Source organism: Cerasibacillus terrae, from assembly GCF_008039555.1.
Taxonomy (GTDB): Bacteria; Bacillota; Bacilli; order Bacillales; family Amphibacillaceae; genus Cerasibacillus; species Cerasibacillus terrae.
Genome location: NZ_VDUW01000003.1, coordinates 67038 through 83756, shown reverse-complemented (window position 1 = coordinate 83756; position 16719 = coordinate 67038). Strand labels below are relative to the sequence as shown.

Annotated in this window: 12 protein-coding genes; all 12 read right to left on the bottom strand. The window is 36.5% G+C overall.

Features of this window, described 5'->3' with window-relative positions; all coding sequences use genetic code 11:
* Positions 1-445: 445 nt before the first annotated feature.
* The gene (pruA, locus tag FHP05_RS06010; protein ID WP_147666345.1) at positions 446-1996 is read right to left on the bottom strand and encodes an L-glutamate gamma-semialdehyde dehydrogenase; all 1551 of its coding nucleotides are present in this window, start codon (positions 1994-1996) and stop codon (positions 446-448) included.
* A 152-nt stretch (positions 1997-2148) separates the two neighbouring features.
* A complete protein-coding gene (locus tag FHP05_RS06005) occupies positions 2149-3375 on the bottom strand; it encodes a CamS family sex pheromone protein (RefSeq protein WP_147666344.1) in 1227 nt (408 codons plus the stop codon).
* Between the two features lie 30 nt (positions 3376-3405).
* Positions 3406-5409, bottom strand: a complete 2004-nt coding sequence (ligA, locus tag FHP05_RS06000) for an NAD-dependent DNA ligase LigA (RefSeq protein ID WP_147666343.1) — start codon at positions 5407-5409, stop codon at positions 3406-3408.
* Positions 5410-5421: 12 nt separating this feature from the next.
* Positions 5422-7647, bottom strand: coding sequence for a DNA helicase PcrA (pcrA, locus tag FHP05_RS05995; RefSeq protein ID WP_147666342.1), 2226 nt, complete (start codon positions 7645-7647; stop codon positions 5422-5424).
* 70 nt (positions 7648-7717) lie between these two features.
* Complete coding sequence (pcrB, locus tag FHP05_RS05990; protein WP_147666341.1) at positions 7718-8431, bottom strand: heptaprenylglyceryl phosphate synthase; 714 nt, start codon at positions 8429-8431, stop codon at positions 7718-7720.
* Positions 8432-8856: 425 nt separating this feature from the next.
* Positions 8857-9162, bottom strand: coding sequence for a YerC/YecD family TrpR-related protein (locus FHP05_RS05985; RefSeq protein WP_147666340.1), 306 nt, complete (start codon positions 9160-9162; stop codon positions 8857-8859).
* 33 nt (positions 9163-9195) lie between these two features.
* On the bottom strand, positions 9196-10221 hold the full coding sequence (locus FHP05_RS05980) for a DUF3048 domain-containing protein (protein WP_230973940.1): 1026 nt from the start codon (positions 10219-10221) through the stop codon (positions 9196-9198).
* A gap of 66 nt (positions 10222-10287) precedes the next feature.
* On the bottom strand, positions 10288-12027 hold the full coding sequence (locus tag FHP05_RS05975) for an adenine deaminase C-terminal domain-containing protein (RefSeq protein ID WP_147666339.1): 1740 nt from the start codon (positions 12025-12027) through the stop codon (positions 10288-10290).
* Positions 12028-12237: 210 nt separating this feature from the next.
* Entirely contained in the window at positions 12238-13482 is a 1245-nt protein-coding gene (gene purD, locus FHP05_RS05970; protein ID WP_147666338.1) for a phosphoribosylamine--glycine ligase, read from the bottom strand.
* A 20-nt stretch (positions 13483-13502) separates the two neighbouring features.
* The gene (gene purH, locus FHP05_RS05965) at positions 13503-15035 is read right to left on the bottom strand and encodes a bifunctional phosphoribosylaminoimidazolecarboxamide formyltransferase/IMP cyclohydrolase (RefSeq protein WP_147666337.1); all 1533 of its coding nucleotides are present in this window, start codon (positions 15033-15035) and stop codon (positions 13503-13505) included.
* A 107-nt stretch (positions 15036-15142) separates the two neighbouring features.
* Complete coding sequence (purN, locus tag FHP05_RS05960; protein ID WP_147666336.1) at positions 15143-15706, bottom strand: phosphoribosylglycinamide formyltransferase; 564 nt, start codon at positions 15704-15706, stop codon at positions 15143-15145.
* A complete protein-coding gene (gene purM / locus FHP05_RS05955; protein WP_147666335.1) occupies positions 15703-16719 on the bottom strand; it encodes a phosphoribosylformylglycinamidine cyclo-ligase in 1017 nt (338 codons plus the stop codon). Before purM ends, purN begins: the two co-directional genes overlap by 4 nt.

Sequence of the window (16719 nt, the reverse complement as noted above, 5' to 3'; positions counted from 1 at the left end):
TATTACCCATGTATTTTTCAATAATCAATGGAGGAATATCCTTCAAGTTTCCCGCCATGAATGCGGATCCTAATCTACTTTCTATACTGATTTTGGAATGGTATGGTAAATTTGGGCACGGATAGCGTTTTATCTAGACTGGTTTGGAAGAATATAGGGAATACGGGCATGAATAGTGCCTAATCTATACTAAATTAGAAAAAACAGCATAAAAATAGCGCTTAATATCTAAAATCCCCGCTTTCTGAGGAGGTTGAAGCTGTGTTCACGAAAAGTAGCCATCTGGAGTGCAAGTCAATGTCTTTAGCAATGATATGATTTAATTTTCAAGCCGACGTTTTCTTATGAATGAAAAGAAGTCAAGCAGTCTATTTAGGAAACTGCCTGACTTCTTTTTTATATTTACTGGGGGTTTTGTCTTAGCCCCTTGTTATACTATTATTCATTAAAACATTTCAGATGTTGTTTTTGCTTGCATGTGTTGGATTAAGTAGTCTGGGCCACCTGCTTTAGAATCTGTTCCAGACATATTGAAGCCACCAAATGGTTGGTATCCAACGATTGCTGCTGTACAGCCACGGTTGAAGTACAAGTTTCCAACATGGAAGTCTTCTCTTGCTTGTTCTTGATGTTCGCGGTTATTTGTAATTACAGCACCTGTTAGACCGTACTCTGTGTTATTTGCGATTTCAATTGCTTCATCGAAATCTTTTGCTTTTGTTAGTGCAAGAACTGGTCCAAAGATTTCTTCTTGCATGATGCGTGCTTTTGGATCAACATCTGCGAATACTGTTGGCTTAATGAACCAACCTTTCGAGTCGTCTCCTTCTCCACCAGCAATCAGTTTACCTTCTTCTTTTCCAATCTCAATATAGCCTGTAATTTTATCATATGCTGCTTGGTCAATTACTGGTCCCATATAGTTGTTTGTAGCTTCTGCTGGGTTACCTACTGTCAATTCTTTTGTAAGTTCTGCTACACGATCTTTCACTTGTTCATAAACATCTTCATGAATCACAGCACGAGAACATGCAGAACATTTTTGTCCTGAAAAACCGAATGCAGATTGAACGATAGATTGTGCAGCAAGTTCTAAGTCTGCATTGTTATCAACTACAATCGTATCTTTTCCACCCATTTCTAAGATGGTGCGCTTCAACCAAATTTGGCCTTCTTGGATTTTTGCTGCTCGTTCGAAGATACCTGTTCCTACTTCACGGGAACCTGTAAAGCTTACAAAACGAGTACGTGGATGCTCTACTAAATAGTCACCAACTTCAGCACCTGATCCTGGAATATAGTTTACAACACCTTTTGGCATTCCTGCTTCTTCTAGTACTTCCATAAATTTATATGCAATAACTGGTGTTGTACTTGCAGGCTTTAATAATACAGTATTTCCAGTTACCATTGCTGCAACTGTTGTACCAGCCATAATTGCAAATAAGAAGTTCCATGGTGAAATAACAACACCAACACCTAATGGGATATAATGGAACTGATTATATTCAATTGGACGACTGTTTATTTCTACACCGTCTTTTAAACGAAGCATTTGACGTCCGTAATACTCCATGAAGTCAATTCCTTCTGCAACATCGGCATCCGCTTCTTTCCAAGGTTTTCCACCTTCTTTAATAAGGTGTGCCGTAAATTCTGCTTTACGACGACGAACAATTGCTGCTGCGCGGAATAATATGTCTGCGCGAAATTTCGGATCTACTTTACGCCATGTTTCAAATCTATCATCTGCAACTTTCATTGCTTTCTCAGCTAGATCTTTGTTTGCTTTAGAGACATATCCGATTACTTCTTCTTTATTTGCAGGATTTACAACAGTAATTTTGTCTTCCGTTGTAACTCTCTCTCCATTGATTATTAATGGGTACTCCTTACCTAAGTCTTTTTCTACTTGTTTAATAGCTTCTAATAGATTCTGTTTATTCTCTTCTACAGTAAAATCTGTAAAAGGTTCGTGTCTGTATGCTACTACCATGTTAAAAGCCTCCTTGTTTTAATTGAAGTTAAGAAAATGGGTACGCTTTCACAATTCTTTAATAAACTCCCATTCCTTATTTAAAAATGGGAGTGGATGCCCACTCCCTATTCTAACGGAAAATGTAAAATGGTTCAATTATTCAAATCAAACTATTGAAAAATATGCACTCTCGGCTCTTCTTTTCCCGCTTCACGATAAAGAACACTTTCCATTTTACTGTTTGACTTAATTTTTACTTCTAAATCATAATTGGTAGACAAGAGTTCTTTGATCTGTCCATATACATATTGAGTGAATCCAAGCACTTCTCCTTTTCCATGAAATTCTAGTGGAATTTCTAAGACAAGTTGACGTAGCTCCTCATTAACATAAAACCCTCTCCCGATCATCCCAACATAATTCGGAAAATAATCTGCTATGTTATTCGTGAATTGTTTAACTACTTCCGCGTCTTCGAAATATTTATCACTTGCTTGTTTAGAAGGAAAAAGGATATGTTCTTCCTTAATCATTTCCCATTTCCCAATATCATTTTTTCCTTTATCAACAAGTGTTTTTGCCATAAAATTACCCGGAACTGGAGATTCTCTATCTTCTTCTTGATATATTGCAAACATAATTGGGGTATCTTGTAACCCATCCATTTTTCGCATTCTTTTTAGAATTTCTTCTGCAAGTTTATATCCTTCTTCTAATGCTTCTTTTTTTGTTATTTCTACTTCATGAAAGGTTCGCTTTTTTTCTTTGTCTTCTGTATAGAAATGATAAACAGATTTCATTGCAAGTCCAATAGAAATACCTGCTACTTGCGCTTGTTTATCCTTCGTAATTAAATAGTTTTGCTCCACAATATGGGATAAATATTTAGGTTGTTTCTTTTGTTCTTTTTCGTCATTTTTATTCTTTACTGGAGGGTTTAACCCCTGTGTATACTCTTTCCTGATTTTTTCTTCATTAACGGTCATTTGATTTTCTTTCAGGTAATCAATATCTTCTTGTACCTCTTTTTCTAGCTGCTTCTTCGTTAATTTTCTTCCCAACCAATCAATAACTAAATCTTTTGTTAAAAATTGACCCTCTCGAAAAATATGTTTTTCCGGATCAAAATATGCCTTCGAGTGCCGTCTTAACCCTTCTTCAACCTCGTCAACATCTACCCGATTCGCTATTTGATCGACAATAACCCCTCTAGCGGCACCAGGTTTGTAAGGAAGAATCATTCGATAGTTTTCTTTTGATAATTTATAACTAGGCACAATCGATAATTCTTTCTTTTCCTTTTCATCATGAACAATTTCTTCTTTCTTTTTATCCCCTGGTGCACAGCTTGTTAACACCAATAGGAGACATATTAAAGTAATCCATAATTTTTTCACAAAGTTCTCACCTCTGCATTCACTATAAAATTAATGTTCAAGTGCTTCTTTCAATTGTTCTTCATTCCAAATAGTAATATTTAGTTTTCTCGCTTGCTCATATTTTGAGCCTGCTGCTTCTCCAGCAATAACAATATCTGTATTTTTACTAACACTTCCGGTCACTTTCCCACCAAGTGTTTCAATTTGCTCTTTCGCTTCTTTTCTTGTGAAATATTCGAGTTTACCAGTTAATACAACTGTTTTCCCAGAGAATATAGTATCCTTTGACGCATCATTTGGTTGTCTACCTTTATATGTCATGTTTACACCTAAATCACTTAATTGATGTAACATGGAAATAATTTTTTCATCGGAAAAATATTGCACGAGGGCATCCGCCATTTTATCACCGATTTCGTCAACAGCAATGAAATCTTTATATGTTGCGTTCTGGATATTTTCCATTGTGTTGAATTCCATTGCTAAAATTTGGGCTGCACGAACACCGATAAATCGGATTCCCAGGCCAAACAAGAGTTTTTCAAGTGAATTTTCCTTGGACTTTTCAATTGCTTCTAAAAGATTTGTGGCTGATTTTTTCCCCATCCTATCTAGTGTTAATAATTTTTCTTTTTCTAAGCGATATACATCAGGAATGGTTTGGATTAACTTTTCCCGAAACAATTGGGCAACTATTTTTTCACCTAGGCCTTCGATATTCATCGCATTTCGAGAAGAAAAGTGGATTAAACCTTCTTGAAGCTGTGCCGGACAGTTTGGGTTAATGCAACGTAAGGCTACTTCTTCTTCTATACGAATTAGGTCACTTTCACAGGCAGGGCATGTTGTTGGCATGAAAAACTCCTCTTCCACACCTGATCGTTTGTCTACAATGACTTGTACCACTTCTGGAATAATATCTCCAGCCTTTCGAATCACAACCGTATCACCTATTCGAATATCTTTTTCCCGAATAAGATCTTCATTATGAAGGGATGCTCGTTGTACAGTAGACCCTGCTACTTTTACTGGATCCAATATGGCTGTTGGTGTGATAACACCTGTGCGTCCAACACTTAATTCAATATCACGTAAAGTAGTCATCACTTCTTCTGCTGGAAATTTATAAGCAATGGCCCATCGTGGACTTTTTGCCGTATAGCCTAATTGTTCTTGTGCCTCAATCGAATCTACTTTAATTACAATCCCGTCAATTTCATAGTTTAAATGGGGACGGTGTTCTGTCCAATATTCTACATATTCAATAACTTCCTCGATTGAATCATATTTTTTCCATTCTGGGTTTATTTTAAAGCCAAGTTGCCTCATATATTCTAGACGCTCACTATGTGTTGCAACTGGCTTTCCTTCCCATTCGCCAATACCATACAAAAACACATCTAAATTACGTGATGCAGCTATTCTCGGGTCTAATTGGCGTAAAGAACCTGCCGCTGCATTCCGGGGGTTAGCAAATAGATCTTGTCCTTCTTTTTCGCGTTGTTTATTTAGTTGTATAAAAGAACGGTGTGGCATGAATGCTTCTCCACGTACTTCAATCGTATTCTTTTCTTCGATGGTTAATGGAATACTGCGAATGGTTCGCAAGTTGCTTGTGATCTTCTCACCAGTTGTTCCATCTCCACGGGTCGAGCCTTGAACAAGATGGCCGTTTTCATAGCGTAAGGCAACTGCTAGGCCATCCATTTTCAGCTCACAAACATATCTAACATCTTCCCCAATGGCTTGTCTTACACGACGGTCAAAATCACGCAGTTCACTTTCACTAAAAGCATTTCCCAGACTCAGCATTGGAACCGTGTGACGCACTTTTTCAAAGAAGTCCAATGGTTTATCACCGACGCGTTGGGTTGGTGAATCTGGCGTGATTAATTCTGGAAAATTAGCTTCTATCTTTTCCAATTGATGTAACTTCTCATCATATTCTGCATCAGGAACACTCGGCTTATCTAATACGTAATATTCATGACTATATTGGGTCAATAACTCCTTTAATGCAGCTATTTTTTCTTGTGCTTGTTGTTTATTCATTCCAAGCACCTCCTATTGTTTCGTAATCGGAGCGAACCTTGCTAATAATCGTTTGATACCAGTTGGTGCTGGGAAAGCAACATCAAGCTCCATGGAGTCACCTTCTCCATCTACTTTAACAACGGTGCCGACTCCCCATTTCTTATGGACAGCCTTATCCCCTGCTTGCCAAGCTGTATTTTCTGCTCCTGTTGTTTGATTTATTTGTTTTGCTCTTCTTTTTAAAGGTTGTTTAGTTCGTTTTATAGAACTTTCGCCAAATGAAGAACCAAACATCTGCTCTTTAACTTCCTTCATTCCATCGACTAATTCTTCTGGAATTTCATTGATAAAACGGCTAATAGGGTTCATATTTGTTCTGCCATAAAGTGTCCGCATTTGGGCATGTGTGACGTAAAGAAGCTTCTCTGCTCTTGTAATCCCAACATATGCAAGTCTACGCTCTTCTTCCATTTCCTCATCATCCATCATGGAACGACTATGTGGAAACACATTTTCCTCCATTCCAATTAAAAATACAACAGGAAATTCAAGCCCTTTTGCAGCATGTAATGTCATCATCGTCACTTTCTCTTCGTTTGTTGGATCATCTTCATCCACTCGGTCAATATCGGCAATGAGTGCTAAATCTGTTAAAAATGCAATTAAGGTTTTATCTTCATTTTTCGCCTCAAAATCATGTGTAACAGTTTTAAATTCCTCTAAGTTCTCTAAACGGCTTTGTGCTTCAATGCTTCGCTCATTTTGTAGCATTTCTTCATAACTTGAACGAGTCAATACTTCTTCTACCATATCTGTTGCTGTTAAATATTCTTGTTGTTGACTTAATGTTCGTATCAGATTAGCAAATGATTCTAATGCATTTGCAGCTCGCTTTGTTACCCCGGTAAAATCAACATCTCTTGTCGCTTCAAACAAAGAAATATCATGTTCATTTGCATAGGCACGTAAACGGTCAACAGATGTTTTTCCAATTCCACGTTTTGGAACATTAACAACCCGCTCAAAACTAATATCATCATCTGGATTAGTTATCAGACGTAAATAAGCAATCATATCTTTAATTTCTTTTCGTTCATAGAACTTCTGGCCACCAACCATTTGATATGGCATACCCGCTTTTACAAAAGCATCCTCCATCGCACGTGATTGGGCGTTTGTACGGTATAAAATGGCAATATCACTTGGTTGATAGTCTTTCTTCCTTGTTAGTTGTTGAATTGTTTCCATAACGAAAAATGCTTCTTCTTGCTCTGTCATCCCGCGAAAATAATTAATCTTTTGTCCATCTGGATTCTCGGTCCATAAATTTTTCGGTTTTCTTCCTGTGTTATGTTGAATCACATGGTTTGCAGCATCTAGTATCGATTTAGTAGAACGATAATTTTGTTCCAAGAAAATCGTCTTTGCAGCAGGGTAATCCTTTTCAAATGAGAGGATATTCTTAATATCTGCGCCTCGCCAGCGATAAATTGATTGATCTGAATCACCAACAACGCATAAATTCTGAAAACGATTAGCAAGTTGTTTTACTAAATAGTATTGAGCATGGTTTGTATCTTGGTACTCGTCCACATGAATATATTGAAATCTTCGTTGATAATATGTCAACACTTCCGGAACACGCTTAAATAAATGGATGGTTTGCATGATTAAATCATCAAAATCCATGGAATGATTTTTTCTAAGTATGCTCTGATATGCAGTATACACACGAGAAACTTGCCGTTCATAAAAGTTATTTGCATCTTTTTCGAATGATTCTGGGGTAATTAGCTCATTTTTTGCAGCACTAATTTGGTTAAGCATTGCACGTGGATCAAATTTCTTCGGATCGATGTTTAAGTCTTTCAATACTTGTTTTACAACGGTTAATTGGTCCCCACTATCTAATATGGAAAAGTTTTGATTATAGCCAATTCGGTCCACATCTCGACGCAATATACGTACACACATAGAGTGAAAAGTCGATACCCACATGTATGCCCCTTCTTGACCGACTAATTTCGCTACACGTTCCTTCATTTCTCGTGCCGCTTTATTTGTAAAGGTAATTGCCAAAATATTTCGGGGTGCAACATCCTTCTCATGCATCAAATAGGCAATTCGATGTGTTAGTACTCTTGTTTTCCCACTACCTGCCCCCGCCATAATTAATAATGGCCCATCGGTTGTTTTGACAGCTTTCTTTTGTTGTTTATTTAATCCGCTTAATAGGTTGTCTGTTGTCAGACTCACCTTTAACACCACCTTATAGAAAAGTATTTCCTTCGTTTCTATCAGAATGAACATCATTTAGAGACATATATTATTTTACTGCTTTAACTGTCTTTAATGCTTCTTTAAAATCCGTATAAATACTATTCCCCACAACAATCACATCTGCATATTGTTTCATTTCCTTTGCTTGGGTGGCATTCGTAATTCCTCCACCATAGAATAGGAGTGTTTCATTTAATTCCGCTTTTACTTGTTCCACTAATTGTGGATTTCCATATGTTCCGCTATATTCCACATAAAAAATAGGTAGATGGAATATGTTCTCCGCCATATATGCATATGCTAGCACATCTTCTTCTTGTGGCATATCACAATTTGTTTTTTGAAAAGCTTTTGCATGCTTATTTAAAATGCAATATCCTTCAACAAAAATCTCGTCCCAATTCATCATGTCTTTATATTCTTTAATAGCTTGATGTTGGATGTCCATCATCCATTTTTTCTCTTTACTATTTAGTACCATTGGAATGAAATAATAATCAAATCCTGGTGTAATAGATTCCATATTCGAAACTTCTAAAATACAAGGAACTGTGAAACGTCTAATGCTTCCTAACAAATCAAGTACACCGTCTAGGGTAACATTATCTGTTCCACCGACAATAATTGCATCTGTTCCTGACTCACATATTTGTTCTAATTGTTCATCCGTAATTTCCTTTGCGGGATCTAATTTAAAAACATGTTTCCATTCATGTATATTTATATTCAAAGGTATAGCCCTCCAGTTTAAATAATCCATTCATTTATTATAGCAAAAATTGTCGCAGGAATTTAGAGAAATGGTAGGGATGTTATGATTAGATGTTGTAGGAAAATAGAGGAGTTACACAATGCACTTTAAAAAATGTACTTATTCTCCTGAAGTAAGGCATTTGGACGTATATTTACTGGTCATGTCCGAATAATTGTGTAAATATTAAATGGACCAAGTAACATGAGCGAAAGAAATATACGTAGTAACCTATTCGCTTATCATTTGCCCTTTAAAAACCTTGATGAAGGACTTTCCAAGCTGCCTTTCGCTTACCTTATGGCCATCATGACCTTTATTAAGGGCATGCATGATGGAGTATGATAGAGTCATTTATTAATAAAAGGCTAGGCGTTGAAAACCTAACCTTTATTTTAATGGAGTTTTATTCTTATTCGTATTGATTCATTACCTTATTCATTATCTTCTTTCTCTTTAATCCGATCAATAACAAGTTTATAGCCATCACTTCCATAATCAATGCAACGGCGTACACGCGAAATCGTTGCAGTGGATGCTTTTGTTTCCTTTTCAATCGCATTGTATGTCTCGCCTTCTGTTAGCATTTTAGCTACTTGAAAGCGCTGGGCTAATGATTGGATTTCACTCATTGTTGCAATATCATCAAAAAATTTATAGCATTCTTCCCGATCTTCAAGGGAAAGAATTGCATCAAATAATTGATCTAGCTGCTTTCCTCGTAATTTATCAATTTGCAACAACATCCCTCCTCTGCTCTACTGCATCTGAGATTACTCATTTATTATTGTAATTGCTTGTTCTAATCCTGGATTTGTTGGGACAACATTGATCCATGTCTTTCCCGGAACAAAACTAACCGTCTCTCCATCTTTTATAGGTAAAATACGCCCATCTTTATTTTCCCACTCCACTTTTTGAATTGTACCTTTTTGTAATAAGTAGGCATTACCACCGCTTTCTAAATCAACTGCTCTTCTTCCTTCAGAATCGATTACTTCATGTGTTGTTTCAACAATAAAAATATTATCTAATTGGATTGATGCATCTGTTTCTAGTTCAACTGTTTGTTCACCATCATTCAAACGATAATATACTTCATTTGTTTCATCATACTCATAGGAAACAGTTGTTGATGGACTTTTAAAGTACGTAATCTCAACGGTTGTCGCTCGTTCACCTGATAAATTATCCATTTCATCTTCGGTTAAAAACGGAAGCTCCGCATATTCCTTTGTTAATTCATACCCCTTTTCACTAGCAACATCTGCTACTGCTCCAAATTGCAAATAAGAGTTATGTGGTGCTTTACGTGAATTCGCTCGTTTAAATAGTTTCCCATCATTATCATAGTGTGAACCATTAATACGGTCAATACCACGTTCTTCTATCATATCATTAATAAAGTTTGCTGCGCCATGATGGATATACATTGCATCATAGCGATCCGCTAAGTCAAAATAATATTCTCTAGCACTACGTACAGGCCCAACAACATCTGGATATTCACTCTGATATAAGGCTAGAAAACGGGTGATATTACCTTCCGCTAATATTTCAAATACAATATCTGCTTTGCTTAACCCTGTTTGTGGTCGAGCTTTTGGATGGTTATTAACCATTACACCAATCATCCTGTTATCTATTCCTTTTCCTTCCAAGCCTGTAAAAGGATATGTTCCAGATGTTGCCCGTTTTTCATCTGTAGAAAAGCTATTATCTTCGTCATCTTTTGAACAACCCACAGAAATAAGAATGACTGATACCATTGCAAGTGCGAAAATAATACATTTTTTCAAAATTCCCTACTCCCTGCTGTTTTGATATTTTATTAAAAATATGATGAATTACCTTCTCATTATATGCTATCTCATTGTAGCAGGAAAGAGAATTTCTCGTTTCATCACATCCACAATTCCTTGTTGGGTAATTCGAATATATGGTAGATGTGTGGATGATAGAAATAAGATGGAATAAATAGGGTCATCATATAAATAACCGAATTCTTTTAAACAAGTTGTTAATTCTTTCTGTTTTTCGATTAATTTTTCCATATTTTCTAAACTCATAACGCCATCCAATTTTAACGGAATTTCTATCAACACTTCACCTTTATGAACAACGACAATACCTCCACCAATTTCCTTTAATCTTTTACTTGCTAATAGCATATCTTGTTTGTTTTTTCCAATATAAATAATGTCTCCTGTATTAGAGTATGAGCTTGCAAGTCCTCCTAAACGCTTCGTGAATCCTCGAATTGTTGTATTTACATGCCATTTTCCATTGCGATCCATCAGGGTAAGAAATGCATCATTCTTATCAGTTGGTAATTGTTCTGGTGTCATGTCAATTTCAATTGGGTAAGGTTTCATAATGACATCATTCATCAAATCCAACCCAACTGGAATGGAATATTGAAGATCGTCTTCTTGTAACTCCCAACCCAATTCCAATGCATTTATTCCATATTTATCCCAATTAATTCGTGGTGGAGTTGGTACATTTTCTCCGTTCTTTACAATCCATTGCCCTTTTGCAAGCACACTTACTGGATGTGGGTTATCTTTCGCTTTTAAAAAGTTGATATGCGCAATTCGCCCTGGAACTATACTTCCAAGACTTTCTTCTAAATGAAAATGCTTTGCCGCATTATATGATGCCATTCGATAAGCATCTTCAATCGGAACACCTTTCTCAATAGCAATTTCTATACAAACATTTAGTAAACCATGTTCATAGAATACTGGTGTTGCCCCATCTGTTGTCATTGTTAAGCTATCAAAAGTGTTTATTCCTTCTTCCAGCATTTCCTCTAATAGTTTTGGTAAATCTGGACGAATTGATGAATACCTTAATCCGACTTGATACCCTAGCTCTAGCCGTTTTCGTACATCTTTTCCTGTCATTGATTCATGATCAGCATTGATACCGAGTAATTTTAATTTTGTTAGTGTTTTTTCAGATGCTCCTGGAAAATGCCCTTCAACTGGTTTACCGAGGCGTTTTGCCTCTTGAATCCAATATAATAGGCGATCATCACCAGCTAAAAGGGAAGGCCATGCTGTTAATTCACCACCTTGGACAACCAAAGGATGTTCCAGCCATTTCAATACGGATGGTGTATTAAACACCTTCTCCTCATCCTGTAACTCGGTCTGTGCGTCAAATCTAGCCCACCAAAACATACTAACCGGGAGATCACCGCATTCTTCAATGAAAGAAAACGCTTTCTTTTCATCCATTAAAAAATGCCACATTAAATTATCATTGATTAAAGTGGTTGTACCGAATTGCGCTGCATGCAGTGCCAATTGTTCTGGATTATACAATTGAAAAGGATGTGCATGTGGTTCGACGTAGCCAGGAACAAGAAATTGCCCTTTACAGTCCATATATGTTATTCCTTCATCTTTTTCAGGTAAGTTTTCTCCAACATAAACAATTCGTTCATGATAAATCCATATATTTGCTTCAAGCCATTTCTTTGTGTATGTATTTAAATACGTTGCATTTTTCAATACAAGTGTAGGCGCAAGTGTTCCATCAATAATGCGGACATGATTTCTCATATCCCGATTTCTCCAATAACCATTTTCTAACATAAATAAACCAACTTTCTATTCATTCATTTATTTCTTCCATTTTAACATAAAACACTTTATCACAGTAATCTTTTAAAATACGAAAATGACGGTTTCATGACAATAGAAATCATGAAGTCAATCCTCTATTCGGCTATTTTCTATTCCATACTATAATAGAAAAAGGATAATTTCCATCAACTAGATAGAAATTACCCTTGTAAAATAAACTTATTTACCGATATCTTTCCGATAAAAGAAATCAGTATTTCCTTTTAATGCTTGGCCCATTGATTGATAAACACTGTCTAACGCTTCTTCTAATGTCGATTGTTTCGATCCAACAAGAAGGACACGTCCACCATTTGATACGTATTGATTGTTCTCTTTTTTCACTCCTGCATACACCGTAAATACATCTTCCCCACTAAACGTTGGGATTGGATGACTTTTTTCATATTTTCCTGGATAGCCATTGGCAGCCAAGACAACACCTGCACATACTTTGTCTTCCCAAGTGAGCTGTGGGTCTTTATCCTGTAAAATATCTAATAAGACTTGTAATAAATCATTCTTTAATAAAGGTAAAACAACTTGTGTTTCTGGATCACCAAAACGAGTATTGTATTCAATTACTTTTGGGCCATCTTCTGTCATCATCAGTCCTGCATAAAGAATTCCTGTAAATGGCCGGCCTTCCTCAACCATTCCATCTGCCGTTTTCTGTAAAATAACTTCTGTTGCATATGCTAATGTTTCCTTCGTAATATCTGGAACGGGTGCAAATGAACCCATGCCACCTGTGTTTGGACCTTCATCATTATCAAAGGCACGCTTATGGTCACGAGCTGGAATCATTGGATAAACACGTTTTTTATGAACAAAGGCAATATAGGAAAACTCCCGTCCTTCTAGAAATTCTTCCAAGACAATTTTTGAGCCTGCATGATTAAATGCCTTATCAATCATCATATCATCAATCGCCTGTAGTGCTACCTCTTTGGTCATGGCAACAATGACTCCTTTTCCTGCTGCCAGACCATCTGCTTTTACAACAATTGGTGCGCCTTTTTCTTCTACGTACCTTTTTGCTTCCTCAGCATCTGTAAATGTCGCATAGTCTGCTGTTGGAATTTGATGTCTTTTCATAAATTCTTTGGCAAAACTTTTACTACTTTCTAACATTGCTGCCTCTTTTTTAGGTGCGAAAATGGTTAAGTCCTCTTCCACAAATCGGTCAGCAATCCCTAATGATAATGGATTTTCTGGTCCGACAAAGGTAAAATCAATTTCTTTGTCTTTTGCAAATTGTACAAGTCCATCGATGTCTGTTTCATCAATGGCAACACATGTTGCTTGTTCTAGCATGCCATCATTTCCTGGTGCAATAAACAGTTCATCAATTTGTTTGCTTTCAGCAAGTTTGGTTACAATACTGTGCTCTCGACCACCACGACCAACAACTAGTACTTTCATTTATTTTTCCCCTTTTACCATTAATGTTTAAAATGTCTCATTCCTGTAAAGACCATTGCGACACCATATTTATCACACATATCAATAGAGTCCTGATCACGCTTGGAGCCACCTGGTTGAATGATTGCTTTGATACCTGCTTTTGCTGCTGCTTCTACTGTATCTGGCATTGGGAAGAATGCATCTGAAGCCATTACTGAACCAACTGTTTTTTCACCAGCTTGCTCAATTGCAATTTTTGCTGCTCCAACACGATTCATCTGGCCTGCTCCAACTCCAATTGTTTGTTCATCCTTCGCCAAAACAATGGCATTGGATTTCACATGTTTTACTGCTTTCCAAGCAAATTTCAATGACTCTAATTCTTTTTCTGTTGGTTTTCGTTTCGTTGGAACAATTAATTCAGCATCATTTATTGCACCGAGATCACGATTTTGAATAAGTACGCCACCATTTACACTAACTAATTTATTTGATATTGATACGTTTTCATCCATTGGCAATTCTAATAAACGAATATTTTTCTTCTTTGTTAAGATTTCAAATGCTTCTTCTGTAAAATGTGGTGCAATAACAATTTCTAAAAATATTTCACTTAGTTTTTCAGCTACAGGAGCAGTAACCTCCTGATTTAATGCTACAATTCCTCCAAAAATGGAGATTGGATCTGCATCATAAGCTTTTTGAAAGGCTACTTCCAGTGTATCTGCCACACCGATTCCACATGGATTCATATGTTTTACTGCAACTGCTGCTGGTTTATCATACTCAGCAACCATCTCAATACATGCATTTGCATCTTGGATATTATTATAAGACAATGCTTTTCCATGTAATTGTTTACTAGATGCGATGCTCATCGGTGCTGTGATTGGATCTTTATAAAAAGCAGCTTCTTGATGTGGATTTTCCCCATAACGTAAAGATTGAACTTTTTCAAAGGTAACGGTATATGACTCTGGAAATACTTCATTTGTTTCTTTCATAAAGTATTGAGCAATTAATGCATCATATTGTGCGGTATGACGGAAAACCTTTGCAGCTAGGCGTTCACGGAATGAAAGGTCTAGATTTTCTTCTTGTAAAGCAGCTAATACATTTTCATAGTCTGTTGGATCAACGATAACAGCTACATCATTGTAATTTTTCGCTGCTGCTCGAAGCATTGTTGGACCACCGATGTCGATGTTTTCAATCATATCCTCTTTTGTTGCACCTTCACGCTGTAATGTTTCTTTAAAAGGATAAAGATTCACAACAACCATATCAATTGGTTGAATATTATGCTCTTTTAATTGTTCTTGATGTTCTGGCAGATCCCTTTTAGCTAATAATCCTCCATGAATAAACGGGTGTAATGTTTTTACACGACCATCCAAGATTTCCGGAAATCCAGTTACTTGGTCAACAGCAATAGCCGGTAATCCTGCATCTTGTAATTTTTTTAATGTACCACCTGTTGAGATGATTTCATAGTTTAATTGTGAAAGACCTTTTGCAAAGTCAACAATCCCTGTTTTATCTGAAACACTGATTAAAGCTCTTTTTTTCATCGTAAGACTCCTTGTATTTAATGTTAGGCTGATTTCACATATATTGTTAAAGGGCTGCTACTTATACGATTATTCCTTCAAAAGCAACAATTCTTTTAAAAACAGCCCTACTTTATTAATGATTGAATGACTTGTGGGTATAGACGATGTTCTACTTCGTGAATCCGATTTTCCAGTTGTTCTAGTGAATCCTCTGGAAAAATTGGCACTTCTTCTTGGGCAATGATTGGGCCTGTATCCATTCCTTCATCAACATAATGAATCGTTACCCCTGTCTTTTTCACCTTAGCTCGATATGCTTGTCCAATTGCATCTAAGCCTGGGAATTCAGGTAATAAGGACGGATGGATATTAATGATTTTTCCTTCATAAGCATTCAATAAAGTTGGTCCAATCAATCGCATGTACCCTGCTAAAAATATCCATGTAATATTATGCTTTTTTAATTTTTTTACAATTTCTGTTTCAAATGATAATTTATTTGTAAATTGTTTTGGTTGAAAGACGAAAGTCGGTACATGATATCTATTTGCTTTTTGAATGACAGTTGCAGCTGGTTGATCACAAACTAATAAAGCAATTTCACAAGCTAAGTCTTTTTCTTCTATAATTGCTTCGAAATTACTTCCTGTTCCAGAAGCAAAGACAGCTGCTTTTACTTTTTCTTTCATGAAAACTGTACCCCTTCTTCTTCTGTAACAACCCCGATAATGGATGCATTTGGTTCATGTTTTTGTACTTTCTCTAATGTTTTTGTTGCTTCTTCCTTTGAAACAACAACCATCATGCCAATCCCCATATTAAATACACCATACATTTCCTCTGTTGGTATATCACCATGCTTTTGTAAAAAGGTGAAAATTTCTGGCACTTTCCAACTTGATTTTTCAAGGTTTGCTCCAAGTCCATCTGGTAGCATTCTAGGTATATTTTCATAGAATCCACCACCTGTAATATGGGAAACTCCCTTTATTTCAGATGTCGCCATCACTTCTTTTAGGGCTCTCGCATAGATTTTTGTAGGTGTTAATAATACTTCACCTAATGGCTTAGAAAATCCATCATAGCTTTTTGTTAAATCAAGGTCTGCAATCACTTTTCGTACTAAAGAGTAACCATTAGAGTGAATTCCACTTGATGGAAGGCCAATAATTACATCTCCTTCATAGATATTCTCTCCAGTGATCAATTGTTGTTTATCAGCAATACCAACAGCAAATCCGGCCAAATCATATTCAGCATCTTTGTACATTCCAGGCATTTCTGCCGTCTCTCCACCAATTAATGATGATTCAGATTGGACACAACCTTCTGCAACTCCACTAACAATTTGTTCAATCATTTCCGGATTATTCTTCCCACAGGCAATATAATCTAAGAAAAATAAGGGCTCTGCACCTTGACTAACAATATCATTGACACACATAGCAACTAAATCAATTCCGACTGTATCATGTTTGTTCATTTGAAATGCAAGTTTTAACTTTGTGCCGACACCGTCTGTGCCAGAAACAAGCACAGGCTCTTTATAAGAAAATGACGACAGGTCAAACATTCCTGCAAATGCGCCAAGTCCTCCAAGAACTTCTGGACGAGTGGTTTTTTGAACATGTTTTTTCATTCTCTCGACAGCTTCATACCCTTTTTCTACATCTACTCCAGCGCTTTTATACACATTGGACAT

What these genes read in the sequence shown, in the direction of transcription:
- ligA (WP_147666343.1), bottom strand. Translation starts at nt 5,409, where the DNA reads ATGAATAAACAACAAGCACAAGAAAAAATAGCTGCATTAAAGGAGTTA.
- purN (WP_147666336.1), bottom strand. Translation starts at nt 15,706, where the DNA reads ATGAAAGAAAAAGTAAAAGCAGCTGTCTTTGCTTCTGGAACAGGAAGT.
- purH (WP_147666337.1), bottom strand. Translation starts at nt 15,035, where the DNA reads ATGAAAAAAAGAGCTTTAATCAGTGTTTCAGATAAAACAGGGATTGTT.
- purD (WP_147666338.1), bottom strand. Translation starts at nt 13,482, where the DNA reads ATGAAAGTACTAGTTGTTGGTCGTGGTGGTCGAGAGCACAGTATTGTA.
- purM (WP_147666335.1), bottom strand. Translation starts at nt 16,719, where the DNA reads ATGTCCAATGTGTATAAAAGCGCTGGAGTAGATGTAGAAAAAGGGTAT.
- pcrB (WP_147666341.1), bottom strand. Translation starts at nt 8,431, where the DNA reads ATGGATTATTTAAACTGGAGGGCTATACCTTTGAATATAAATATACAT.
- FHP05_RS05975 (WP_147666339.1), bottom strand. Translation starts at nt 12,027, where the DNA reads ATGTTAGAAAATGGTTATTGGAGAAATCGGGATATGAGAAATCATGTC.
- pruA (WP_147666345.1), bottom strand. Translation starts at nt 1,996, where the DNA reads ATGGTAGTAGCATACAGACACGAACCTTTTACAGATTTTACTGTAGAA.